Origin of the sequence: Proteus sp. ZN5 (assembly GCF_011046025.1) — a bacterium.
In the GTDB taxonomy this organism is placed as follows: Bacteria; Pseudomonadota; Gammaproteobacteria; order Enterobacterales; family Enterobacteriaceae; genus Proteus.
Genome location: NZ_CP047639.1, coordinates 1,910,522 through 1,934,612, shown reverse-complemented (window position 1 = coordinate 1,934,612; position 24,091 = coordinate 1,910,522). Strand labels below are relative to the sequence as shown.

General features: G+C 34.1%; 25 protein-coding genes and 1 tRNA gene. 11 read left to right on the top strand and 15 right to left on the bottom strand.

The features are described 5' to 3' along the window. Positions 1-32: 32 nt before the first annotated feature. Positions 33-1,088 (bottom strand): UDP-glucose--hexose-1-phosphate uridylyltransferase, encoded by a 1,056-nt coding sequence (locus tag GTK47_RS08865; protein ID WP_165122817.1) that lies wholly within the window; start codon positions 1,086-1,088, stop codon positions 33-35. Positions 1,089-1,133: 45 nt separating this feature from the next. Further along, positions 1,134-2,150: a UDP-glucose 4-epimerase GalE gene (gene galE, locus GTK47_RS08860; protein ID WP_109392919.1), complete on the bottom strand. Its 1,017-nt coding sequence runs from the start codon at positions 2,148-2,150 to the stop codon at positions 1,134-1,136. Between the two features lie 559 nt (positions 2,151-2,709). On the opposite strand from galE, the gene ghrB reads away from it, so the two are divergent. After that, complete coding sequence (ghrB, locus tag GTK47_RS08855) at positions 2,710-3,669, top strand: glyoxylate/hydroxypyruvate reductase GhrB (protein ID WP_165122816.1); 960 nt, start codon at positions 2,710-2,712, stop codon at positions 3,667-3,669. Between the two features lie 82 nt (positions 3,670-3,751). Here the strand turns inward: ghrB and GTK47_RS08850 are convergent, their stop codons facing one another. Then, positions 3,752-4,666, bottom strand: coding sequence for a cation diffusion facilitator family transporter (locus GTK47_RS08850; RefSeq protein ID WP_165122815.1), 915 nt, complete (start codon positions 4,664-4,666; stop codon positions 3,752-3,754). Between the two features lie 536 nt (positions 4,667-5,202). Between GTK47_RS08850 and GTK47_RS08845 the strand changes: the two genes are divergently transcribed. Further along, positions 5,203-5,640: a universal stress protein gene (locus GTK47_RS08845; RefSeq protein WP_036934874.1), complete on the top strand. Its 438-nt coding sequence runs from the start codon at positions 5,203-5,205 to the stop codon at positions 5,638-5,640. 88 nt (positions 5,641-5,728) lie between these two features. Here GTK47_RS08845 and eco read toward each other — a convergent pair whose 3' ends face one another. Then, on the bottom strand, positions 5,729-6,220 hold the full coding sequence (gene eco / locus GTK47_RS08840) for a serine protease inhibitor ecotin (RefSeq protein WP_277603158.1): 492 nt from the start codon (positions 6,218-6,220) through the stop codon (positions 5,729-5,731). A gap of 252 nt (positions 6,221-6,472) precedes the next feature. On the opposite strand from eco, the gene GTK47_RS08835 reads away from it, so the two are divergent. Both GTK47_RS08835 and GTK47_RS08830 read left to right on the top strand, forming a co-directional pair. Then, positions 6,473-6,688: a DUF465 domain-containing protein gene (locus GTK47_RS08835; protein WP_165122813.1), complete on the top strand. Its 216-nt coding sequence runs from the start codon at positions 6,473-6,475 to the stop codon at positions 6,686-6,688. 111 nt (positions 6,689-6,799) lie between these two features. Then, positions 6,800-7,039 (top strand): YecH family metal-binding protein, encoded by a 240-nt coding sequence (locus GTK47_RS08830; protein ID WP_023581559.1) that lies wholly within the window; start codon positions 6,800-6,802, stop codon positions 7,037-7,039. Positions 7,040-7,173: 134 nt separating this feature from the next. Here the strand turns inward: GTK47_RS08830 and GTK47_RS08825 are convergent, their stop codons facing one another. After that, the gene (locus tag GTK47_RS08825; RefSeq protein ID WP_036934877.1) at positions 7,174-7,419 is read right to left on the bottom strand and encodes a DinI-like family protein; all 246 of its coding nucleotides are present in this window, start codon (positions 7,417-7,419) and stop codon (positions 7,174-7,176) included. A gap of 179 nt (positions 7,420-7,598) precedes the next feature. On the opposite strand from GTK47_RS08825, the gene GTK47_RS08820 reads away from it, so the two are divergent. After that, positions 7,599-7,949, top strand: coding sequence for a nitrous oxide-stimulated promoter family protein (locus GTK47_RS08820; RefSeq protein WP_165122812.1), 351 nt, complete (start codon positions 7,599-7,601; stop codon positions 7,947-7,949). On the opposite strand, the gene GTK47_RS08815 is transcribed toward GTK47_RS08820, so the two are convergent. Both GTK47_RS08815 and GTK47_RS08810 read right to left on the bottom strand, forming a co-directional pair. Then, a complete protein-coding gene (locus GTK47_RS08815) occupies positions 7,927-8,484 on the bottom strand; it encodes a GNAT family N-acetyltransferase (protein WP_165122811.1) in 558 nt (185 codons plus the stop codon). The two genes, GTK47_RS08820 and GTK47_RS08815, sit on opposite strands and share 23 nt — an antisense overlap. A gap of 81 nt (positions 8,485-8,565) precedes the next feature. Then, positions 8,566-9,081 carry a polymer-forming cytoskeletal protein gene (locus tag GTK47_RS08810; RefSeq protein ID WP_241256087.1) on the bottom strand — a complete coding sequence of 172 codons (516 nt, stop codon included), beginning with the start codon at positions 9,079-9,081 and terminating at the stop codon, positions 8,566-8,568. Positions 9,082-10,270: 1,189 nt separating this feature from the next. Between GTK47_RS08810 and GTK47_RS08805 the strand changes: the two genes are divergently transcribed. Then, positions 10,271-11,107: an AraC family transcriptional regulator gene (locus GTK47_RS08805; RefSeq protein WP_165122809.1), complete on the top strand. Its 837-nt coding sequence runs from the start codon at positions 10,271-10,273 to the stop codon at positions 11,105-11,107. 84 nt (positions 11,108-11,191) lie between these two features. Then, positions 11,192-12,067: a T3SS regulon anti-activator ExsD domain-containing protein gene (locus GTK47_RS08800; protein ID WP_241256086.1), complete on the top strand. Its 876-nt coding sequence runs from the start codon at positions 11,192-11,194 to the stop codon at positions 12,065-12,067. Between the two features lie 68 nt (positions 12,068-12,135). Here the strand turns inward: GTK47_RS08800 and GTK47_RS08795 are convergent, their stop codons facing one another. Both GTK47_RS08795 and GTK47_RS08790 read right to left on the bottom strand, forming a co-directional pair. Beyond that, positions 12,136-14,835: a sugar transporter gene (locus GTK47_RS08795; protein ID WP_165122807.1), complete on the bottom strand. Its 2,700-nt coding sequence runs from the start codon at positions 14,833-14,835 to the stop codon at positions 12,136-12,138. 5 nt (positions 14,836-14,840) lie between these two features. Next, positions 14,841-15,350: a hypothetical protein gene (locus GTK47_RS08790; protein ID WP_241256085.1), complete on the bottom strand. Its 510-nt coding sequence runs from the start codon at positions 15,348-15,350 to the stop codon at positions 14,841-14,843. A gap of 439 nt (positions 15,351-15,789) precedes the next feature. Here GTK47_RS08790 and GTK47_RS08785 point away from each other — a divergent pair, with 439 nt between their 5' ends. The 3 genes from GTK47_RS08785 to GTK47_RS08775 all read left to right on the top strand — a co-directional run bounded on the left by GTK47_RS08785 (position 15,790) and on the right by GTK47_RS08775 (position 17,582). Further along, positions 15,790-16,338, top strand: coding sequence for an NAD(P)H-dependent oxidoreductase (locus GTK47_RS08785; protein WP_165122805.1), 549 nt, complete (start codon positions 15,790-15,792; stop codon positions 16,336-16,338). Between the two features lie 521 nt (positions 16,339-16,859). After that, entirely contained in the window at positions 16,860-17,069 is a 210-nt protein-coding gene (locus GTK47_RS08780) for a sigma-S stabilization anti-adapter protein IraP (RefSeq protein ID WP_098942235.1), read from the top strand. Between the two features lie 309 nt (positions 17,070-17,378). After that, positions 17,379-17,582, top strand: coding sequence for a hypothetical protein (locus GTK47_RS08775; RefSeq protein WP_165122804.1), 204 nt, complete (start codon positions 17,379-17,381; stop codon positions 17,580-17,582). Positions 17,583-17,983: 401 nt separating this feature from the next. On the opposite strand, the gene GTK47_RS08770 is transcribed toward GTK47_RS08775, so the two are convergent. From GTK47_RS08770 to GTK47_RS08755, 4 genes are all read right to left on the bottom strand, one after another. After that, a complete protein-coding gene (locus GTK47_RS08770) occupies positions 17,984-19,534 on the bottom strand; it encodes a methyl-accepting chemotaxis protein (protein ID WP_165122803.1) in 1,551 nt (516 codons plus the stop codon). A 324-nt stretch (positions 19,535-19,858) separates the two neighbouring features. Then, positions 19,859-20,212, bottom strand: coding sequence for an SH3 domain-containing protein (locus GTK47_RS08765; protein ID WP_165122802.1), 354 nt, complete (start codon positions 20,210-20,212; stop codon positions 19,859-19,861). Then, entirely contained in the window at positions 20,209-20,673 is a 465-nt protein-coding gene (locus GTK47_RS08760; protein WP_165122801.1) for a hypothetical protein, read from the bottom strand. Before GTK47_RS08760 ends, GTK47_RS08765 begins: the two co-directional genes overlap by 4 nt. Before the next feature lie 397 nt (positions 20,674-21,070). Further along, positions 21,071-21,553, bottom strand: a complete 483-nt coding sequence (locus GTK47_RS08755; RefSeq protein WP_165122800.1) for a GNAT family protein — start codon at positions 21,551-21,553, stop codon at positions 21,071-21,073. A gap of 328 nt (positions 21,554-21,881) precedes the next feature. On the opposite strand from GTK47_RS08755, the gene GTK47_RS08750 reads away from it, so the two are divergent. Further along, positions 21,882-22,286 carry a DUF2251 domain-containing protein gene (locus GTK47_RS08750; protein ID WP_165122799.1) on the top strand — a complete coding sequence of 135 codons (405 nt, stop codon included), beginning with the start codon at positions 21,882-21,884 and terminating at the stop codon, positions 22,284-22,286. Between the two features lie 20 nt (positions 22,287-22,306). Here GTK47_RS08750 and GTK47_RS08745 read toward each other — a convergent pair. Together GTK47_RS08745 and lysS are read right to left on the bottom strand one after the other, a co-directional pair. Continuing rightward, positions 22,307-22,380, bottom strand: a tRNA-Gly gene (locus GTK47_RS08745). A 192-nt stretch (positions 22,381-22,572) separates the two neighbouring features. Then, complete coding sequence (lysS, locus tag GTK47_RS08740; RefSeq protein ID WP_165122798.1) at positions 22,573-24,087, bottom strand: lysine--tRNA ligase; 1,515 nt, start codon at positions 24,085-24,087, stop codon at positions 22,573-22,575. Positions 24,088-24,091: the final 4 nt, after the last annotated feature.

Below are 24,091 nucleotides of genomic sequence, written 5' to 3'. Positions count from 1 at the left end.
TTAATTAAAATACCTTGCCATATTGCAGGTCATTAACGTTGCTCTTTATAATGAATGTCACTTAATTGACGTAAATTATTCGCAGCTTGTTCTGGCGTTAGATCTCTTTGCGATTCCGCCAACATTTCATATCCCACCATAAATTTACGCACAGTGGCTGAACGTAATAATGGTGGATAATAAAGCGCATGTAATTGCCAGTGATCGATATTTCTATTGTCTTTAAAAGAAGGCGCAAAATGCCATCCCATAGAATAAGGGAAAGAACAATGGAATAAATTATCATAACGACTTGTTAATTTTTTCATGGCTATAGCAAGATCATCTCGCTGAGCACTATTTAATTCACTCATTCTGCGAATATGCGTTTTAGGCAATAACATCGTTTCATAAGGCCAAGAAGCCCAATAAGGCACTACCGCCAACCAATGATCTGTTTCTACTACGGTACGACTCGCGTCTTTAGATTCAGCATCAACATAATCAATTAATAGATTGCGCCCGTATTTTTCAAAATAAGCTTTTAATTGCGTATCTTTTCGCGCTAATTCATTAGGTAAGAAATCACTCGCCCAAATTTGTCCATGAGGATGAGGTTGAGAACACCCCATCGTTTCACCTTTATTCTCAAATACTTGAACCCAAAGATATTCTTTGCTTAGCTCTTCTATTTGATTATCCCAAGTATCAACGATTTTACGTAAGCTACTAACGGGTAATTCAGGAATGGTTTTTCCATGATCAGGAGAGAAACAGACAACTCGACTAATTCCTCTTACTGCTTGAGTTTGAAATAAAGGATTTGATGAAGGCTCAACATAATATTCGTCTTGTAACAACGCAGAGTGGTCATTATTAAAGACATACGTTCCGGTGTAATCTGGATTTTTATCACCAGAGACCCGGGTGTTATTCGGGCACAAATAGCAGTGAGGATCATAAGAGGGAAGTGTCGCAATCTGAGGCTTTTCATCTTTGCCATTCCAAGGTCGTTTCGCTCTATGTGGCGAAACTAAAATCCACTGGCCAGTTAGCGGATTATAACGACGATGAGGATGTTCAACAGGATCAAAAATCAGTTTCGACATAACCTTCTCTCTTATTTATTCAAGATTATCTGAATAGTTAAAGTCTTATTTCAGATAACCATTGGGGTTTTGTAACTGCCAACGCCACGCATCTGCGGCCATATCATCAATTGAACGAATGGCTTTCCAGTGTAAATCTTTCTCTGCTTTTGCAGGGCTTGACCAACATTCTGCAATATCACCAGGACGACGAGCTTGTAATTGATAGGGGATAGGTTTACCACTTGCTTTACGAAATGCTTCAATCATTTCAATCACACTAGTGCCATTACCTGTTCCCAGATTATAAATATGTAAACCCGCTTTTTTACCTAACGCATTTAATGCGGCGATATGACCATCAGCCAGATCCATAACGTGGATATAATCACGAACACCTGTACCGTCTTTTGTTGGGTAATCATCACCAAAAACAGCCACTTGTTCACGACGACCAATTGCCACTTGAGAAATATAAGGGGTTAAATTATTTGGAATACCTTTAGGATCTTCCCCCATCGTACCTGATGGATGCGCCCCTACTGGATTAAAGTAACGTAGCAAACTAATAGACCAACTTTCATCCGCAACAAATAAGTCAGATAAAATGCGCTCAACCATATATTTACTGGTGCCATAAGGGTTAGTTGTGCCCCCTACTGGCGAATCTTCAGTAATAGGAACAACTTGAGGATCACCATAAACTGTTGCAGATGAGCTAAAAATAATGCTTTTTACGCCCGCATCACGCATACAACGCACTAGTACCAATGTGCCATTAACATTGTTGTCATAATATTCAATTGGCTTCTGAACAGATTCACCAACCGCTTTCAATCCCGCAAAGTGAATAACAGACTGAATAGAATGCTTAGCAAAGATTGATGCTAATAACTGGTCATCACGAATATCACCATTATAAAACAGAGGGCGTTTACCTGTTAGGGCTTCAATACGATTAAGGACTTCTTCATTCGCATTGCTAAGGTTATCTAAAATAATTGGTGTCATTCCTGCTTCAATCATTTGTACGCAAGTATGACTACCGATATATCCCATACCACCTGTCACTAATATTTCCACATTCACCTCTTTTGATTCAATTCAAAGGAAAAGCGCAAGACGGTTTCTGTTCACTGACACAGAGTTTAGCAAGATCAATCGAATCATTTCGTGATCAAACCGACATTTAGTGTAAACGTTTACACGCTTTTCGCATATATTTAAATTTTATAAAAATCTTAGTTTAGAACTGTATTACAGTAAGTTAATAAAATACGTAATACATCCCACCTCTTTATCACTAAAAATAACATCCATTCAAAGTAAACGGTTACATCTCAATTAATCAGTTAATTACATGATAAAACTGACATTCAATACGTTTTATCATACCTTATTGCATAGATACTCTAAATAAATGCTTTGTTGTATAAATACTCTAAATAGTTCAAGTTACAGCTAGGCGGCAAGTGAATGAGTCGCTAGGAGCATACAATAGTATGCGACTAGTGCGAATGAACGTAGCCAACAACGCTGTAGCTTGAAGTATGACGAGTACATTAGTATGTGACTAATGCAGAATAAACGTAGCCAACAACGCAGTGGCTTGAAGTATGACGAGTATCGAATGGAGAACATAATGAAACCGATTGTCTTGCTCTACCAAGATCTTCCCGAAAAACTGTACAAAAAGCTGTCTGATTTTGCTGATATCAAACAATTTAAAACGCTCTCTTTAGGATCTGATGATTTTCGTTCCGCGCTCGCCAATGCTTCAGGACTGCTAGGTGCAGGTGGCAATATCGATGAAAACTTTATTAACCTAGCACCTCATTTAAAAGCCGTTTCAACGGTATCTGTTGGTTACGATAATGTTGATGTTAATGCACTCACCAAACGTAATATCAAACTCATGCATACACCAACCGTATTAACAGACACCGTTGCAGATACCATGATGGCATTAGTCCTTGCCGTAGCAAGACGTATTCCTGAACTTGCCGACAATGTTAAACAAGGTTTATGGGTTAAAGGTATCACACCTGATTGGTACGGCACTGATGTTCATCATAAAACTATCGGTATTATTGGTATGGGGCGAATAGGAAAAGCTTTAGCACAGCGCGCGCACTTTGGTTTTAATATGAATATTCTTTATCACTCACGTACAGAATATACAGAAGTGAACGATAAATTTGCTGCCAAGCATTGCACTCTAGATACCTTATTACAGCAATCTGATTTTGTTTGTATCACATTGCCATTAACACCAGAAACACATCATTTAATAGGTCAAAAACAATTTGCGATGATGAAATCCGATGCTTATTTAATTAATGCAGGGCGCGGAGCGGTAGTTGATGAAATGGCACTCATCAGTGCATTAGAACAGAAAAAAATCGCTGGTGCTGGGCTGGATGTTTTTGAAAAAGAACCTCTATCTTCATCTTCACCTTTATTAACGATGAAGAACGTTGTCGCTGTTCCGCATATTGGCTCAGCAACAAAAGAGACTCGCTATGCGATGGCTGAATGTGCAGTAGATAATCTGATTGCTGCACTGAGTAATAATATAAAAGAAAACTGCGTCAATTTCTAAAGTCGTAAATGGTGCTTTTTGAGGCACAAAAAAAGGTAATGAAAATCCATCATTACCTTTTTTATTAAGTGCTCAAATAAATTTAAGCGGGATCAACGTGCGCCATCACACTCAGGATCTGTTTATTTTGCAAAACCTTATTACGTGCATTTACGACAATCTCATGACTTTCATTGACGGTGAGATCACCTTTAATTTCAAGGTGTACATCGACAAGTAAATAATCACCAGAGCGGCGTGTCTTTAAATCATGAACGCCTTGCACACCCGGTGTTGAAACCAGCATCTGTTTAATCTCTTCCAGCGTTTCTTCATCAGCCCCTCTGTCCATTAAGTCTTGCAGTGCTTGATAAGTAAAACGCCATCCCATACGACCGACAAATAGCCCGACAATTAATGCTGCTAGTGGGTCAAAAAATTTAAATCCAGCCAAACTTCCGATAATACCAATCGCAACAACCAATGAAGAAGCTGCATCAGAACGCGCATGCCAAGCATTGGCGACTAACATATTTGAGTCCACTTTTTTTGCAACTGCTAGCATATAGCGGAATAATCCTTCTTTGGCCGCTAATGCAAGTAAAGCCACATATAAAGCAACACTATGAACTTCAGGAATAGTCGATGGATCTAAAATTTTATGAATGGCAGAAAATACCATTCCTAAACCAACAATTAATAAAATAGTCCCAAGAATAAGTGATGCTGCATTTTCATAACGAAAATGCCCATAAGGGTGATCCGCATCAGGTTGTTTTTGGCTGCCTTTATTGGCAATTAAAACAACAAAGTCAGCAATAAGATCAGAAAGTGAGTGGATACCATCAGCAATTAAACCTTGAGAGTGTGAAAAAAAGCCCACTGTAATTTGCCAAATGGATAAAACGATATTGACAAAAACACTCACTAACGTGCTTTTTTTAGCTGCCTTAAATTTTTCAGACTGTTTATTATCAGCCCGATCCAACTCAATATCATCAATGTGATTATGTGTCATAATAATAATCTTATTTGGTTTTAAATAGCCTACTCTATTACCATAGATAAATAGAGTTCCATAGGTTATTTCAGGTTCCATAACTCATTGGTGAGGATAAAGGACGACTCTGAATAACAATCCAGTTTAGGGACTAAGATTGCTGTCCAGACATCATATTGAGATGTCATTACCTATTAATATGCCATATTTAAATCTTTCTGTCTCTTATTTTTATCAATAAAATCTTATAGATACAGAACAATAATATAATTGATAATCATTCTTTTATGCATTTTCTATTTTTAATGAAAAAAAGAGAAGTTTATTTTTAATGCGATATTATTAATATGCTTTTCTGTCAACAAGTTAAGGTATATAACTTATTTTTCATTACATTGTTAATATTATTTCAGTCTGTTTTTAATTTTTAATACTTAATAATGTAAAGCAGTAAATAATCATTCTCACTCTTATTTAAAACACAGATCACAGCTATTTTTTACTATTAGGCGATAATGGTAAATATTTTAAACTAACGCTAAGTGAGGTTTGTAATGTATAAGAAAATCCTAGTTCCCATTGATATTTTAGAAGATGAACTTTCTCAGGAACTGATCGCTCACATTGAACAAATAGCAAAGGTGGGTAAACCTGAGATCCACTTCCTCACCGTGATTCCTAATGCTGAACTTTTCTTTGGTATCGAGTTCGCTGCTATTCCTGAAAAATTCAAAGATTCGTCAGAACGTACTCGTCTTGCTTTTGTTGCACTACAAGAAATGATTAAAGATGCAAAAATTCCTGATGAGCAAATTGTATGTAATGTAGGTGTCGGTAACGCAAAAGATGAAATATTAGAATATGCTCGCCATATTGATGCTGATTTAATTGCGATTGCGTCACATAGACCTAATGTTTCCTCTTATTTATTAGGCTCAACAGCGTCATCAATTGTACGCCATGCCAAAATGTCAGTTTTAGTTATACGTTAATATCTAGCTTAAATAACGACAAAGCCCTTTGTCTCAATAACAAAGGGCTTTTTAGTACACTATGACCTATCCTAAATAAGGTTGGCCGTTATTTTTTAACTGAATCTTGAGTCGTATCAGCAGCAGACCAAATACGATATTTCACATCAACATCTTTTGGTGCATAAACAACAATAGGTAATTTACTGTTATAACGAATAAAGGCATCTGATCCTATATTTGCCTGTACAAAGGCATCTTTTTTCGTATTGTCAGCACATCCCATCATTGTTGACATTGGGCCGTTTAAATCGCCAACAACATAATAGCTATAACCCCAACCTTCTAAATTCTTTTCATCTAAATCCGCACCAAACCACTGATGGTTGCAATCTACTTTAAGCTCTTTACCAATAATTAATTCAACTTGGTAATTGCTTTCATTATCTTTTTTCTCTAATTCGATAACATGACGAACTTGATTTTCTTGAGCCTTAGGATAAGGTGCAACTTTATCTAAACTATCGGTAGCTTGTGCACATGCAGATAAAGACATTGCTGCTACTAAAGATAATATTACTTTGTTCATCACTCTCTCCATTTTTACAGCGAACACATCGCCGTTAACAAAATTAGTCAGATGTTTTTATTGCTCGTTATCTGAATACTAATATTTTTAGTGCTTGAATGCTAACATCTTAGTAAATAGTACTATGAGTGGATAATTCTGAATGTTTTAAAAAGAAAAATCACATTTTTTCATGAAATGTAAATTTGTGATGCTTTACCATGCAGATAGCCAATCTATGATTATACTGAAATAGAGACCCAATTTCTTTTCATAGGAGGTTATATGTTCTCAGATCAACAAGCCCTTGTTTCTCAATTAAGAAATAGTGATCCCCGCTTTGAAGCTCTCTACGATAAACATCATCGACTCGATCAAGAAATTACTAAACTAGAAGGCCCAAACGGAGCCGGCTATAACGACGAAGTTGCCAAACTAAAAAAAGAAAAGCTTCATCTTAAAGATGAAATGCAAAAAATACTTCAGCGAAGTGAAAAATAAGGCTCTTTTTAAGCGATGATATAATGTCATCGCTTTTTATGATTAAAAACAAAGATACCTTCTCACAAAGATGCATAATTAATGTATCTTTTATTTTTTAGGGTACTCAATATGTCATCAATACATGGTCATGAAGTTTTACAAATGATCCTTTCTTCAGAGACGGCATTTACTAAAACATCGCTAATTGATGCTATCCATAAACAATTCGGCAATGATTCACGTTTTCATACGTGCTCAGCAGAAAATATGACAGCGACTGAATTAGTTGATTTCTTAGAAAGGAAAGGTAAATTTATTCCGGCAGAGGGTGGATTTACAACAAGTGAAAATAAGATTTGTCATCATTGATGATGATATACAGTTTTAAAGCCCGATTGCCAGTGATTTCCTTTTCTATGTCATTGGCTTTTTATATAAACAAGTAAAAAGCCAATTCATTCTGACAATCGTAATTACTTTATTTGCTAAATTTTTACTGCACTTTATTCATCGTCTGTTTGCAACCAACCATCATCTTCCCAAACACTTTGAATAAGTTCCATTATGTGTTCATGCTTAGTTTCATCTTTTATGCCTGTGACTTGAATTGAGTTCATGCTACTAAAGGCAATACGAAACTGCATATCTGGATATTCTGGAATGATCTTTTTTCTCAGTTCGTGTTCTAAGAGCGGAAATAATGAGTCAGTTATCTTAGATTGTTTATTAAATAAAATTTCCACACGCATTGGTTTCACCATTTAAAGGCAAATAAACTGTATATAAATACAGTATTATATTCTAAGAAAAAAGAAAAGTCTTTTTGACAAAATTTTTTATGATCACGCATTAAATAATATTTTAGCGTCTCTATCGGCTTAATGATAAGATGCATAATAAATGCAACATATAGTTAAGAGAGAAAGGTATGTCAGGAAAAAGAATAAATCGTGAGAAAAAAACCATTCAAAAAATGGTGCACCTTTATGCTCATTCGCATCCTGAAGCTGACTCAGATTATTATCAACAATTAATCAATTATGCCTATAACCGATTAGATAAATGTCGTTATGGTGAAAATAAACCAGCCTGTAAACAATGTCCTATTCATTGTTATCAACCAACCAAACGAGAAACGATGAAACAGATCATGCGCTGGGCTGGTCCTCGAATGTTGATTTATCATCCGATATTAGCAATACGTCATCTTATTGATGATAAAAAACCCGTTCCTCCTCTTCCTGAAAAAAAACGCACTATCCGTTCGACTGAAAAGTAAAATCAGACTTCTTCAAGCGATATAAAACATGCTCAGCGAGAGGATGTGCTTTATCTAATGCTGGATGAAAGAAATTATCAGATTGATGCATACCTAGTTTTTGCATCACACCTTGAGATGGAAGGTTTGAAACTGCGGTAAAAGCGACAACCTCTTCTAATCCCAACGTTTCAAACGCACATTTAAATACGGCCAAAGCAGCTTCATAGGTATAGCCTTTTCGCCAAAATTTTTGCGCAATCCGCCAACCAATTTCTACGCAGGGATTAAATGGCAAAGACGCCGCTGGAATATTTAATCCCACAAAACCAATAAATTCTTGAGTTTCTTTTAATTCAACTGCCCACATTCCCCATCCATTTTGCTGAATAAATTTTTCGCGGATAGTCTCAACCATATTATCACTTTCTAGTTGAGATAAAGTGCAAGGAAAATAGCGCATCACTTCAGGTGAAGAGTTGATTTCAGAAAAAAATGGCGCTTTATCACTCTCACGCCATTCTCTTAGGTGTAGTCTGGGAGTATCTAAATTCATCGTTATTCTCTATTTATATAAAATTAAGACAATAGCGATAAAATAGGATAAGCAACGAACAATGAAAAGAAAAATGGTACTTTATTTTTTATTTTCTTTTAGTTGGTTTTCTACTGGAGCAGCAACTTTATCTTTATTTGCATTAGAGCTTTCTTTTATTGAAACAACACGTTGTTGAGCAACTGATTTTGCTTGATGTTCAACTTGCTCTGATTGCCCAGTAAAAATACCACCACGCTTAATAGACATACTGCCACAACGACTAGTACCACGTAATTCACCGTGTTCTAAGATATCTAAATTATTTGCAGCACAGATGCCTTTTACAAAACCATCAATAATAATATCAGGTGCTGTTAATTCACCTTCAACTTGTCCCGCATGCATAACACGAATAACGCCATCTTTGACATTAATATTGCCGGCTACTTTACCCCAAATTTGGATATCGCCTTCAACATTAATATCGCCTTGGAATACCGTTCCTTTTGCAATAATCGTGTATAGTTTTTGCTCTGGCATCGGTTTTTTCTCTTCTGTTATTACTGGTGCAACAGGCTCTGCTGCTTTTGGTGTTTCAGTTTTACGACTAAACATAGCGGCTTTTTTTAACCTCAACGTCATAGAATAAATAATAATGCTAAAAATTAGGATTAGAATAATCAAAAACTCGCCTGCCATCTGGTAACGCCAAAAAGCGATTAAGGCAAGAGTCCAAATTATCCATATCCCGCTGAATATAATATTTCGCAGTGTTCGCTTATTCTCCATAATTAGCTATATCCTTACCTCCCTGACAATAAATACACTTATGCATTCACCATTCTAATAAATAGATGGCAAGTATAATGCCAGTAATAAGCCTATTATTACCTTTTAGTTTTTTGATTTGTTCCTTGAGTGAAATAATATTTAGTTAAATTAAGAAATAAAACTGATTATTTTAATAACCTACATCTAATGTGAATAAAATGTAAGGACTATCAATTTATTTAGATAAATATTTTTCAGTGAAAATTAACATTTTATTCTCTATCTTATATTTCTATAAAAAGTTATTCAAAAATTTTAAGCATTTTAATTTTAAATTATTTTAACACCTATAAAAAAATACGAGAAAGTCATCACAACACCAATGAAAAATAAATTTAAAACAAAGAATAAATCGTGTTTTTTTTGTATTTTATTTTTTATTTTATGATTTTTACTTATTATATAAAAAGTAAAAACAGCATTATAGTAACTAATGTTAATATCACCAATGAAATTAAATTATCTTTCAATTTTAATCTTCTTTTTTATTTATATATCGCTTTCTGTTTTTTAATATTTTCATAACATTTTTATTTCTCATTTATTACATTTTGATTTTTTTAATTATATTGGTATTTAAAACACACTTATTATTTTTTTACACTGTAAAGAGAGTGAGCTACTCATAAGATATTGTTATAAATTAACTTTATACAAAAAAACACAAGGCGTAAATTATTAATTACATTAACACGCACCACTATTACCTATCATCTTAAAAAAGTACTTATCCTTATTTAATTTCTTTTTGCAATTTATAATAAATGACATTAAGTTAAGCGAATGACTTATCTTAAATTAGCAAACGAAAATGTAATGTCTAATATCTAAAAAAAAACCACATCAAATTAAAGAAAATAACCTGTTTTTTATTTTTAATAGCATTCAATAATAAAGAAGTGTTTTTATAAATATCCTTATATTTATTTTTATAAAAATACAGTGATACTTATATAATAAATTTGGGCGAAACATGAATACAATACAGTGCGAAAAAAACAATCGATATGATTGTGCTATTCAAAAAAAATCTTATTTTTATCCACAATACCAAATACTAGAAAATGAACAAAAAGCGCTTTTTCTTATCAGAAAAAATGCACTTATATTGCAAAATTGTACAGACACAGTGACTGTAATTGAAAACCAAGTTCTTTTTCTACAACAAGGTAACTATACAATAAAAACACAAGGCACAGAGCCTACCGATATTATTTACATCCCACTTTCTGATGACTTTTTAAGAGATTTCATGTCTAAGTACAATGATATCTTATGCCAAATAGAAAGAGATGAAGAGTTTTCTAGTGCCTTTATTTGTTTTCAAAACTCATCACTTATCCAATTTTGTAGTAATGGATTTGAGTACCTTACTGTTCAATCTTGCCCTGAAACGTTCACACAATTACGCGTTGAAGAACTTTTAATTCTATTGCTTTCAACTGAACAAGGCTCTGACTTAATGGCGTTATTGCGCCAACTTAGCCATCGTCAGGTCGATCGTTTAAAGATTTTTATGGAGAAAAATCATTTAAAAAATTGGAAACTCAAACAATTTGCTCGTGAGTTTGGAATGGGATTAACAACATTTAAAGAACTTTTTAACCATGTCTATGGTACTTCTCCAAGAACATGGATCTGTGAAAGACGTATTATTTATGCACACCAATTGTTACTGACCACTGAAATGAGTATTGTTGATATTTCAATGGAATCAGGTTTTTCAAGTCAATCTTATTTTACACAAAGTTATCATCGTCGTTTTAATATGACGCCAAGTAAAGCGAGAAATATCAAATCAAAATTATAAAAAATCCGACCGAATATCATAATATCTAAAAGTCATTCATAGCTAGAATACTTGAAATTTGTTCTTATGAGTGAGTCGTATATCGTGATAAAAGAAAATATATATAGCACCAAAGCCCATTATTATGACTATTTAGCCTTACTAAAAAAAATAATGGCGCCCAGCAATGAAAAAACTGTAGATGACTTATTTAATCTACAGTTTTCTTTGCAATCAAATAAAAATACCGTTACTGCATGTGATATTAATGAACCGCAAATAAAAATACTCTCGCGTATTTTATGCCGTGAAAGCTTAGACAGTTTATTACAGTCCACTTGGTTTTTACGAAAGAAATACTGCTTTGTTATGATATCTAAAGAAGATATACGTGATGTTATTAGTTTTGCACATTCTTTTCATGTAGAGCAGCCACATTCAGCACTAACACCAGCAGATTGGGATAAATTATTAAGTGCAACAATCAATATCAATGAGCATATGCGTTTAATTCAAGCTGTAATCAAACCACTTTTTAGTTGGTGGGCTCAACACATTACTCCCCAGCTTTTCATTCTTTATGACAAAAAAAGAGAGCTAGAGCTTCAGATTAAGCAGTGTGAAAATATTAAATCATTTGAAGAGAAGCAACTATCAAATAAAAGTGATTCTTTTTTATCTTTAGATGATATCAATATTAAACTTAATGCAAATAAAGCTAAACTAATTGATATTGGTGACTTATTACAAAAAGAGATCCAATTATTCCTCAACAATTGGAAAGATGAACCTATTTTTAATGTTAAAATTAATAATACTTTAGATTACATCCAAAACATAACGCCAAGTTCTGAGTTAATAAAACCATTATGGGAGATTTTAAATAATATCCCAGAACATCCAGAAAACTGTCAAAATTTAAAAGATTGGTTGTTAGAAAGAGATCTTTGCTTAAAGAACGATGAATTTTTATGGCGATAATAGCGACAAAAAAACATCAGCACTTCTCTAAATAAAAAGGGAAGTGCTGATATTGATTTTTAATTATTCTATTTAATATCTAAGATCTCAATTGTCACGATAGACATAGATTCTGGTGGCACTTGTCCTGGAACACCATTTTTCCCATAACCACCACCTGGTTTTATATAAATTTTAGCTTTACCGTTGATACCCGCTTTTGCAATAAAGGTATTCAGTGGTAATGGCAGTTGACGGTAAGGCAGAATAAGCGGCTTAGCTTTATCATAATTAAGCGTTACAGTACCGTCCGTCAATTCTTCATGCATTGTAAATACAACGGTTTTACTTGCAATTGAAGCCACTGGCTTACCCTGTTTTAATATTTTAAAATAGGTATTATCGTCATATTGTACGTAATTTTGTTTTTGGATCTCAGATAAAATGGATTTATTACGCTGAGCGTTATCTTTTCCAATAATTGAATAAGCATAAGCAAGTTGCCCTGCGATCATTTGCCCTTCGCCGGCCATTTTTTCAAGCTGCTCTTTTAGCGTTTTATTCTCTTTTAAGATGCTACTACTATCCGCATTCGCTTTCGCTAATTCAGCATCTTTTGCTTTGATTTGCTCATTTAATTTAGCAATAGATTCAGTTTGCTGCTGCTTTAATGTACTCATTTGCTGTGCACTTTCTGTATTTTGTTTTTCTAATTGCACTTTGGCTTCAGCTAATTGAGCACTCAATTTATCAGTCGTATTTTGCTTTTCAGTGAGTTGTTTTTCTAGCAATGCTAACGTTTTTTCACTCTCTGTTTTGCTCGTAGTGACTTGAGCTAATGCGATATTGTTCTCTTTAAACTGCGTATCTAATGTTTGATATTTATTCGATAGCTCACTTTGTGCTTTCTCTAATTTAGCTATCAGATTATTTTTATCTGTAATTAAATTATCAACCGCCTTTTCACCAGCAGATAAACTCTTCTTCAAATCAGCTAATTCAGCGACCTTATTATCTAACTGTGATTTTAATTCTGGGATCGCTTTTAATTTCTCATCCACTTGTTCTTTTTGCTGTTGAACAGCTAAAAGCGATTTATTAAGTTGAGCTTGTTCTTGATTACTTTTCTCAACTTGAGTTTTTAGTTGTGCTATTTCTTTGCGTTGCTCCTCAACAAGTTGTCTATTAGCATCTTGTTGCTTTTCTGCTTCCGCTACTTTTAATGCAAGTTCTTTAGATAAATCTTCATGTTCTGATGTGATCTTCAGTAGTGTACTTTGTAATTTATCTATCTCTTTTTTCGCAGAGTCATCTTTTAGCAATAGTTGAGCCTGTGCAAACTGAGCCTGCACATCTTCTTTCTCTTTCTTTATGGTTGCTAATTGATTTTGTACATCTGAGAGTTGTTTAGTTAATTTTTCTTGCTCAATCGTTATTGTTGATAACGACTTATCTAATGTTGCTATTTCTTTATTTTTTGCGATTTCTAAATCAGCTAATTCTTGTTCTTTTTGCTTATTACTGACATTTAGCAACTGCTGAGATTCAGTATACTGAACTTGTATAGCTTCTTTTTCTTGTTCAATTTTAGCAAGAAGTGTTTGTTTTTCATTTAATTGGTTAATTAACTTTTCTTGCTCTACTTTTATACTATCAAGTGAACTCTGTAATTTATCGATCTCTTTTTTGGCACTGTCATCTTTTAACAGAGCCTGAGCTTGTTGATACTGAGATTGTAATTGCTCTTTTTCTTGCTCAAGCTGCGTATATTTCGTCTCTAAAGTTTTCAGTATTCCCGCTTGTTTTTCAAAATCTTGCTGCTGTTTGGCTAACTCTGTATTTTTTACTGTTGTTGCCTGTAATATGTTTTCTTTTTCAGCTAACTGCTTAACTAATAAGTCACGTTCTTGTTTTGTAGTTTCCAAATCACTTTGTAGTTTAGCAACAGCCTGTTTTAACGAGTCATCAGTAAGTAAGTTATTCGCGGTAGCTAATTTTTCTTCTGTTTCAGCCAGTGCCAATTCGAGTTGTTTAATTTGGTTATTTGCATTTTGAAGTTTTTCTAAATGCTCTTTTGTTATAGCTACCTGCTCAGTGTATTTTTGATATAGCGTTTGGTATTTATTTCTCGTATCTGCTAAACGATTTAATAGCTCTTTATTAAAAAGAGGTTGTTTATGATCGAGTACAGAGCGATTGAACTGATATGCAAAGTGAAAAGGAATGGCCGTAACAGAATAAAATGTTCCTGGAATAATATCTAACAAGAAATTGTCATTACGTTGAGGCCTTGCATAACTCTCTTTTGAATACAGAGCCAAGGGGTTATAAACCGTTGCATTATTTCTGTAGCTATAACGATTAAGATCCTCTGGTGTGAATTGCGGTTTAATCGGAATAAATGAAAGCAACGGAGTTAAATAACGAGTGTAGTCACTCTTTAATTTTGAATAATCAGCTGGTAACACAGGGCAATTTTCTGCCAGCGTGATATCAGGAGTCTTAACAGGTTCGACTGCCTGATTATCTGTTTTAGCTGGCGTAGAAGGTTTAACTCGTTGCTCTGGTTTTGCCTGTTGAGTCGCTGTAGTGCGGTTTACTCCACGATTAGCCTGACCGGTTCTCGTTGACGATGAAATTGTAGCAGATGTTTTAGGCTCAATTTTAATTGGCTCTTGCGTTTCAAAATAACGGTCGAAATCTTCAATAACAGAATTAAACTCATTATTGGCAAACGATAGTGTTGGAAACAGCATAAAAGCGAGACAAACACTCTGCTTTAATTTCATAGTAATTATTCACCTAATTTTTTTAATGTCGAGTTAACTGACATAATCGACAAATAGCGAACTTTTGCACATAAAACTTCTGTTTTTGATTCAATACTCATTTTTAATAAATCTAAACTATCTTTACTTGCTGTACCTTGAACACTACGGTACATCGCATTGATTTCGCTAATTTCTTTAAATGAGCTCATCATGGATTGATAATCAGATGGAGAAAAAGTTTTCAAAGAATCAAGTTGTTTAATACAAGCACTTTGCGGTGCTAGTCCCAATTTTCTTGCATCTACACCACTATCAGCAGGCTCTGCTGCTGGTGTCATAGAAAGCGGTTGAGCAACAGCCACTGGTTGAGTAGTTGCTACAGGCTGAGTAGTTGCTACAGGCTGTGTGGTTTGTGCTGGCGCTGGCGTTTCAATTGGACGAGTGTGATCAGTCCACGCACACCCTGATAGGGCGAGGACGCTGGTTGCCATAAATACAGCGAGGACATTCTTTTTATTTTGTAATAAGGACATCATTTTTCCTTAATTCCGATCAGACTTAAATAAGAGCATATGAGTTGTCGCATTTTAAGCCATTTTATTATAATTTTCTATTACCTACTGCATACTAAATAAATAGGCTAACACCCTTGGTTGCAATGAGTGTTCCTACCATTTCATTTATTTTTTCTTAAAATACTACTTACATCACACTAAATGCATCAAATCTTGAATATCGGATTTATTTAGTAAAAATGTTGTCATATAAACTGTTCGTTTCTTTATATAGATGGAATAATACCAGATAATAATAAAAATAATAATACTAATTTTATCATTTATTTACGTAATTTACGTGTAAAAAATACGCTTATATTTTGTTGCTGTTTTTAAATACCGAGATAAAATCAAAAAATGAATATCTAATATAGCCTTTGATATTCATTTTATCCTTCAAAATAGGAGAACTAAGATGAGTCATTTTAAAATTGGTATCGTTGTCGGTAGTTTAAGAAAAGATTCGTTTAATAAACAAACAGCACATGCCTTAATTAAGTTATTTCCTCAAGAATTTACCTGTCAGTTTATCGATATTAGTGCTCTCCCTCTCTATAACCAAGACGATGACAGTCATACCCCTTCTTCTGTTGTCGAATTCAAACAACAAATAGAGGCATGTCAAGGCATCATCTTTATCACTCCTGAATATAACCGCTCAATACCTGGGGTACTTAAAAATGCTATTGACCAAGCCTCTCGCCCTTATGGAACAAATGCTTGGGATAAAATTCCAGCAGGTATTATTGGGGTTTCAACTGGTAATATTAGTACAGCAATAGCTCAACAGCATTTACGTAATTCGTTAGCCTTCTTGAATATGCCAACCCTAAATCAACCAGAATGTTATCTAAAGTGGTATGACGGAATGGTTGAGAATGGACAGTTTTCAGAGAAAACAGCAACTTTTATGCAAAACTGGGTTGATGCCTACGTTGTTTTTGTGAAGCAAAATAATCAATAATCAATAATCAATAATCCAATAAACTAAAAAGAGCTTCATGTAAAAAACATAAGCTCTTTTTCTTTTTTATCATCAAAGTTAATGTAATTTATTTGGTTATAATATCTCTACTGACAAATAAAAATTTTAGTATTTCATAGAAAAAAAGTAACAATATTCTTGTTCACTTCACTATTAAATAATACACGACAAAAATAGACTATCTTTAAAAGATATTTTTTTATTATTATCATTAAGAATTGTTTATTATATAATCAAAAATAAAGAAATTTAAATAAAACTAGACCCAAGATCAATTTTAATCATTTATCTTATTCCCCCTAAAGTCAGAGAATATCAATAAGACTTCAATTTACTGCCACATATAAAATTTACAATTTGATAATTATTTTTAATAATTTATATTAGACTAGAGCATTAGCCATAATGTGCGATGTATCTCTAAATAATATGCTTCTATAATTGTGATAAACAAAAAAATTACCTATATTATTCATCCATTAAATACTGGCAGGTAAATCATGGATAAAAATTTAAAAGAAATTGAATGCGAAATTGCTGCTCTAAAAATTGTTATCAAATCTTTACTTTCCACGCTAAGTGATAAACAACGAAGAGATATGTTGGGCAATATATCTATAGTGCTTGAGGATACATCGAACAAATATCCTCAACTCAATGAAGTTATAAACTTAACTGAACAATATGTGAAGAAGCTGACTCAAGCCTAATGAAAACGATATTTGCTATTGCTATTAAGTTTATACCCTAATTTTATAGGGTGCTAATAGCATCCTATTGATTATTTTATATAGAATACGCTGTGATTCCCTTTCATTAATACAACACTAAGTTAAATTTACTAAGTGTCTATTTCCCTCATCTCAAATATCCTCACATTTACTGCTTTAATGAAAAAATACAATAAAATCGTATGTTTTTTATCAATTTAATTTTTTCTTGGATTTAATTAAACAATTAATTAATATGAAAAATAATTTATCACACAGCAAAAAACTGCCGTTTTTTTTGAGGATCTTATGGAAAAAAAAGTTGTCAATATAGAGTATGAAATTGCAGCAGTAAAAGTAGTTTTAAAAGCCTTGTTATTGACTTTGACAGATAAACAAAAAGAAATTGTGATCCACGATATAAATAAGACTGTCAATGATGCTTATATCGATCATCCTCAATACCAAGATGTTATAAGTAAGACTGAACAGTATATTAAAAAAATACTCTAAACATTAAAACCGCCTTCGTCTACCCCTCTCTTTATTATTATTTATATTAGAGAGGATTTATATTTATATCTTTTAAAAAATCAAATCACTTTAAACTTTAACGCAATCACTGATTGACTATGATAGTTGAAATAGAAAGTGCTTTTTAATTGATTGAGTATAAATTAAATAACATTATTATTTATAGCCTGCATAATTTGGATAATAATATTCTGTTCCTCATCATAAAAATGATAAATTATCACTGTTATAATACTCAATCAATGACTAAGTTAAACTTATTTAACTTTTAAATAAAAACAAAAAATACAAAAATAATAAGAGTTTAAATTTATTATGTTTATGCGCCTAACGAGTAAAAACTTACCACATTAGACACACTCTTTATAAATTTTTCTATATCAATGGTGAGCTAGATTGAATTTTTGTACCGATAGCTGTAATTCTTCGGTTTGTCTTTCTAATGAAATCGCTGCAGCTGAAACTTGTTCAACTAAAGAGGCATTCTGTTGTGTTACACCATCCATTTGAGTAATAGCCACACTCACTTGGCCAATACCCTTACTTTGCTCTTCAGATGCAATAGTGATTTCTTTCATTATTGACGTTACCTGTTTAACTCCCGTCAAAATGTCTTCCATCGTTTTTTCCATATCGCTGACTAAATTGGCACCTTTTCTTACTCGCGTAGTGGAGTCGGCAATGAGTACTTCAATCTCTTTAGCAGCTTTCGCACTATCTCCTGCTAAATTACGCACTTCATTGGCGACGACCATAAATCCTCGCCCATGAGATCCAGCTCTTGCTGCTTCTACTGACGCATTTAAAGCCAGTATATTCGTTTGAAATGCAATGTTATTAATGACATTGATGATATCTGCAATTTTACTTGAGCTTTCAGAGATCCCATCCATTGTTGTGACAACAGATTCAGCTAATTCATTGCCTTTTTCGACAGTCACTGAAGCTACTTCAGCTAATTCTCTCGCCTGATAAGCATGTTCCATGTTCTGGTTAACAGCAGCAGTTATCTCTTCCATACTTGCGGCTGTTTGCTCTAATGCCGTTGCTTGCTCTTCTGTACGAGAAGCCAAATCGTTATTCCCTTTGGCAATTTCAGATGCACCACGATAGATACTTTCACTTCCCGTACGGATAGTGCTTACCGCTTCATGCAAACTGTTTTGCATATCATTTAATAATGGTATTAATCGCCCAGCACAGTTATTACCAAAAGGCTCGAGTGGATGACTCAGATCACCTTCTGTAATTTTTACAAAATGTTGGCGAATACATTCAAGTGGCTTTTGTAACATTACCACTAAATAACGGTCAGTAAGGATCAGAATAACGCCCCCTAAAATGGCACTAATAATAATAACAATTTGTGTCACTTCAATAAGCTCATCCACTTCTTCAATAGTGCTATCAATTTTTATATTTGCAACATTATTAAAGTTTTCACTCACATTGCCTAATTCACGGCTCAACACAGGTGTTACATTTTTTGCATGATGTTCATATTGCTCAATGGTGCCATTGAGCGCTAATTCCATCTGTTTTTTTACTCCTTGCTCAAAAAGAGCTTGCCATACATCCATTAGCTCTTTTGATACTTTTGCATCCATTGGCCCTGGAGAAACAGATTTCATATACGTAATCTGCTTTTCCATATTTTCCATCGCCAGTTGTGCTTGTGTAAAATCAACTTCTTTGCCTTCAGCTTTCTCCTCAACGAGACGATTTAATCGAGAAGTGAATCGAAAGTACTGATCATTTCCCTGACTGAGTGCAGCCATTTGCTTTATTATTTGATTATCAGATTGATTGCCTTCAGATATTTGTGATAGTGACCATGCGCTATAAAGACTGACACTGCCAAATAACACACATAATGTCCCCAGAATGATTATCATCATCAGACGAATAGTAATGTTACGAAGTTTCTGCATCGAATTTCTCAACTAACAAGATAAAGTAAGCCCAATAGGGCGTAATGTACTCTTATCGACACTTTTTCAATTTATTTTAATTTTTTACTAAAGTTTTTTATAAATTGGTTTTTAATTTTCTATACATAAAAAGAGTTAGGCAAAAGAAGCAAAAATGTTACTTATGTATCATTTTTTATAATCTTAAATCAAAAACAAAAAAGCTATTTAAAATCATAACATTGACATAATGATTGCGAGAAAAATAAATAAGGATAGTTAAAGAAAGAATATTTGAAGAGAAAATAAATTTTAAGGTATTCTTAATCTTTTAAAGCGAGGTATTTAGACTCGTGATAGATGACTCAATGGCACCCAACCACTTTGATTATCTGCTATTCTGATACACCAAACCCAACCATTTAACACCTCTGTACCCAAAAGTTCATTGCCAATATCAACATTCAGCTCTCTTGCTGTGTAGTCTTTTATCGCAATTCCTTGATTGGAATTCATATCTAACTGAATACACTGCATAGGTACCCAACCACCAGAATGAGAAAGTGTGGTACAAAAAAACCAGTTATCCCAATCTTCTTCCCCTTTATACTCTTCGCCAACAGTGAGTTGTGTACCTTTCGTAAAGGCTATGGGATTGGGATACTCTGTTCTATGCTGTTTTATGACTCTCAATTTCATCGGTTATAAGGACCATTTACAAAATAAGTTTTGGTATGAGGATCTACCGTCATCCACAATATGCCATCAAATTCATTAAGTTGTTTTATTTTAAATCCACCACCCAATCGTGTTGATGTTGAAGTTGATAGGAACTCAAATGCCGCAGAAGTACCATCTTCGTAATAAATTATTACATGGTAGGGAGTGACAGGTTTGGTTGCTAATAATAAATCAGCGCGCTCATCATCGCTATCAACCATGTGGTGAGATTGAAAAGCTGAACCTGTGATTATTCCCTCGTAAGTATATTTAAAACCTAACATTGGCTTATCTACCAAATGGTAAAAAGCATACTTTTCAGGTGAATTTAATCCTAGCCAATGAATATTTGTACTATAACCTGCAGTATAAAAATTAGCGTTCGCTAGCCGGGTTGTGAAACTTACCCCTTTTGTTTTTGTCGTAGGCACTTCCTGCATTGTTTTATCAAATAACGCTTTTGTAGGAACACCTTGTTTGCCTGCTTCTGTCCAAGTTTCATAAGCGGCTGGAGGCTCGTATTTAACACCAAATATCTCTTTTGCTATATCTTTTAATAATTCACGAGAAGGCGTAATTGCTGTCCATTTTACGTTTTGTGCACATCCTGCTGTTAAAAAATAAGCATAAAGATAACAAAGTAATGGCGATATTTTATATTCATTAAAAATCCCTATTAAAAAATATTTGCTAGCGACCTTTAAATAAAAAATATGCGAGAAATGAGAAATAACAACTAAATAGAACTTATTTTGTGATTAATGAATTACATTGATAGAATAATACACATAAGGCGATACGACCTGACTCGCCTATTTACCTATTTATATGAAGCAATTAAATGATTCTATTTTTATCTGCAAATAATCTAAAGCGCTGAAAACTAATATTATCAAAACAAACTTCCCCATCAGGTTTAAATCCATAACGAGAAACTGTTTTTGTTACCTTTCTTGAATGAGGAAGCAAAATTGTGATGCTTTCAATATTCATTTCATCAAATGCTTTGCGGATAATCTCAGCATAAATTATTTTACCTACCCCCCAATAATTGGGATGAAGAACTAATGCAAGATCTGCATCATCCCCTTCTTTTTGAACCCCCCCCCATCCAGCAAACACACCATCAATAACAAATGCCCAAGGGCCATACCCATTGTCATCCCATTGAGAGTCTTTATCTTTTGCCCATAAAATACTTTTTTCGATATCAAAATCAGGGCTACCCAAAGGCATTTGTCGTAAAACCGCAGGATGATTATTGAGTTCTACAATATGTGAAGGATCTATCTGTGAGAGTTTTTTGAACTCTAAATGCATATAATTTCCTAAATTACATAATATGTTAAGTGTGAATACCAATATTCTAAGGTTATACTTATTAAAACTCACCAAATCATATCATCTTATTATATTTTCAATTCTACTTCTAAAAATGAATCTATATGAATCAATTTATTTTATAAGATAAATTGATTTATTCAGCATGGAAGCGATATAAAGATATTGCTGGAAAATTAAATATAAGCTAAATACTTAATACTTAATACTTACGATGATTATTCGTTCAGCAAACGCTTTTTTGCCAAGCGCTAGTATGAACCATCTTACTTTCACTAATATATTAAATAAATTCAAGGAACTCTGTATGGCAATTTTAGTTACAGCCCAAGAGCAAATTATTGTAGGGGAAGCTCGCGTTGTTGAAAGCCTAGCTCCTGATAGAGTATTTGCAGCAGTATTTGAAGATGACGGGCAAACTGGTTATTTTTATGCGATTGATGAATCTGTCGATGGTAACCCAATCCAAGATGCTCTCCATATTTATAACGTTGAAGATGTAACAGATAAGGATATTCCTTCTGATATAAAAATAGGTTGGTCAGAAGACAGTAAAAAATGCGTACTTTTAATTAATGGCTATCCGCACGGAGCATATGATTTTGAATCTAAAAATGGATACTGCCGTAGTGGCTTTCCTCCATCAGTCAGTCATGAGTGGTCTATTTTAGGACACGAGTGGAATGATACTGTTGATGATTTTTTTAGATAATTTCTGGAGAGGTTTTTGTTTGGAGCGGGCGAAGGGAATCGAACCCTCGTATAGAGCTTGGGAAGCTCTCGTTCTACCATTGAACTACGCCCGCAATTGATTTTTCTGATTATACGCCTCTCTAATTGAACGACAATCCCCTTCTTATTCAAATGATTATTTAATCATCGTAAAAAAGATAACTAACTGTTTTTAAAAAACAAAAAAGCCACCTTTCGGTGGCCTTATAACTATATTATTCTTCGTTAATGCTATTGTTAAATTAAGGGTTTATTTAAAATAACAATTATTTATTAGGGCGCATTGCTGGGAATAAAATAACATCACGAATAGTATGGCTGTCAGTAAATAACATCACCATACGGTCAATACCAATACCTAAACCTGCTGTTGGTGGTAAGCCGTGTTCTAATGCCGTGATGTAGTCATGGTCAAAGAACATCGCTTCTGCATCACCGGCTTCTTTTTGGCGAACTTGATCTTCAAAACGCTCAGCTTGATCTTGAGCATCATTAAGTTCTGAGAAGCCATTACCAATTTCACGACCACCAATAAAGAATTCAAAGCGATCAGTAATAAATGGATTATCATCGTTACGACGAGCCAGTGGAGAAACTTCTGCTGGGTATTCAATGATGAACGTTGGTTGAATTAAGTGGCTTTCTGCAACTTCTTCAAAAATTTCACATTGAACACGACCTAAGCCCCAGCTTTTCTCAATCTTAATACCGATAGACTGAGCAATAGCAATTGCTTTATCCATATCATCGAGATCAGCCATTACGGTTTCTGGACGATATTTGCAGATAGCTTCTTTCATGGTTAATTTGGCAAATGGTTTACCAAAATCAAACTCTTGATCACCATATTTCACTAATGAAGAGCCCAGTACATTTTCAGTTAATGTACGGAATAATTCTTCAGTTAATTCAATTAGGTCACGATAATCTGCATACGCCATATAGAGTTCCATCATGGTGAACTCTGGGTTATGACGTGGTGATACACCTTCGTTACGGAAGTTACGGTTGATTTCGAATACACGATCAAAACCACCGACAACTAAACGTTTTAAATATAACTCAGGTGCAATACGCAGATACATATCGATATCTAACGCATTATGGTGAGTAATAAACGGACGCGCACTTGCTCCACCTGGGATAGTTTGCATCATCGGCGTTTCAACTTCCATAAAGCCTTTGTTCACCATAAATTGACGGATACCCGCCATAACTTGTGAACGAATTTGGAAAGTCTTACGCGATTCTTCGTTAGAAATCAGATCTAAATAACGCTGACGATAACGCATTTCTTGGTCAGCTAAACCGTGGAATTTATCCGGTAACGGGCGCAGTGCTTTTGTTAATAAACGCACTTCTGTACAGTGAACACTTAACTCACCTGTTTTCGTTTTGAAAACACGACCGCGAGCACCTAAGATATCACCCAGATCCCATTTTTTAAATTGCTCGTTATAAATACCTTCTGGTAAATCATCACGAGAAACATAAAGCTGAATACGGCCCCCCATGTCTTGCAATGTAGCGAAAGATGCCTTGCCCATAATACGGCGAGTCATCATACGACCTGCAATAGAAACTTCCACATTCGCTGCTTCTAACTCTTCTGCACTCATTGCATCATACTTTTGATGTAATTCGTTAGACAGAGAATCTCTGCGGAAATCATTTGGGAATGCGTTACCATTATCGCGTAAAGCGGATAATTTTTCGCGGCGTGTTTGCAGTTCGTTATTTAAATCAGGTGCCTGCTCCGCACCTTGTTGCTGTTGCGACATGTTT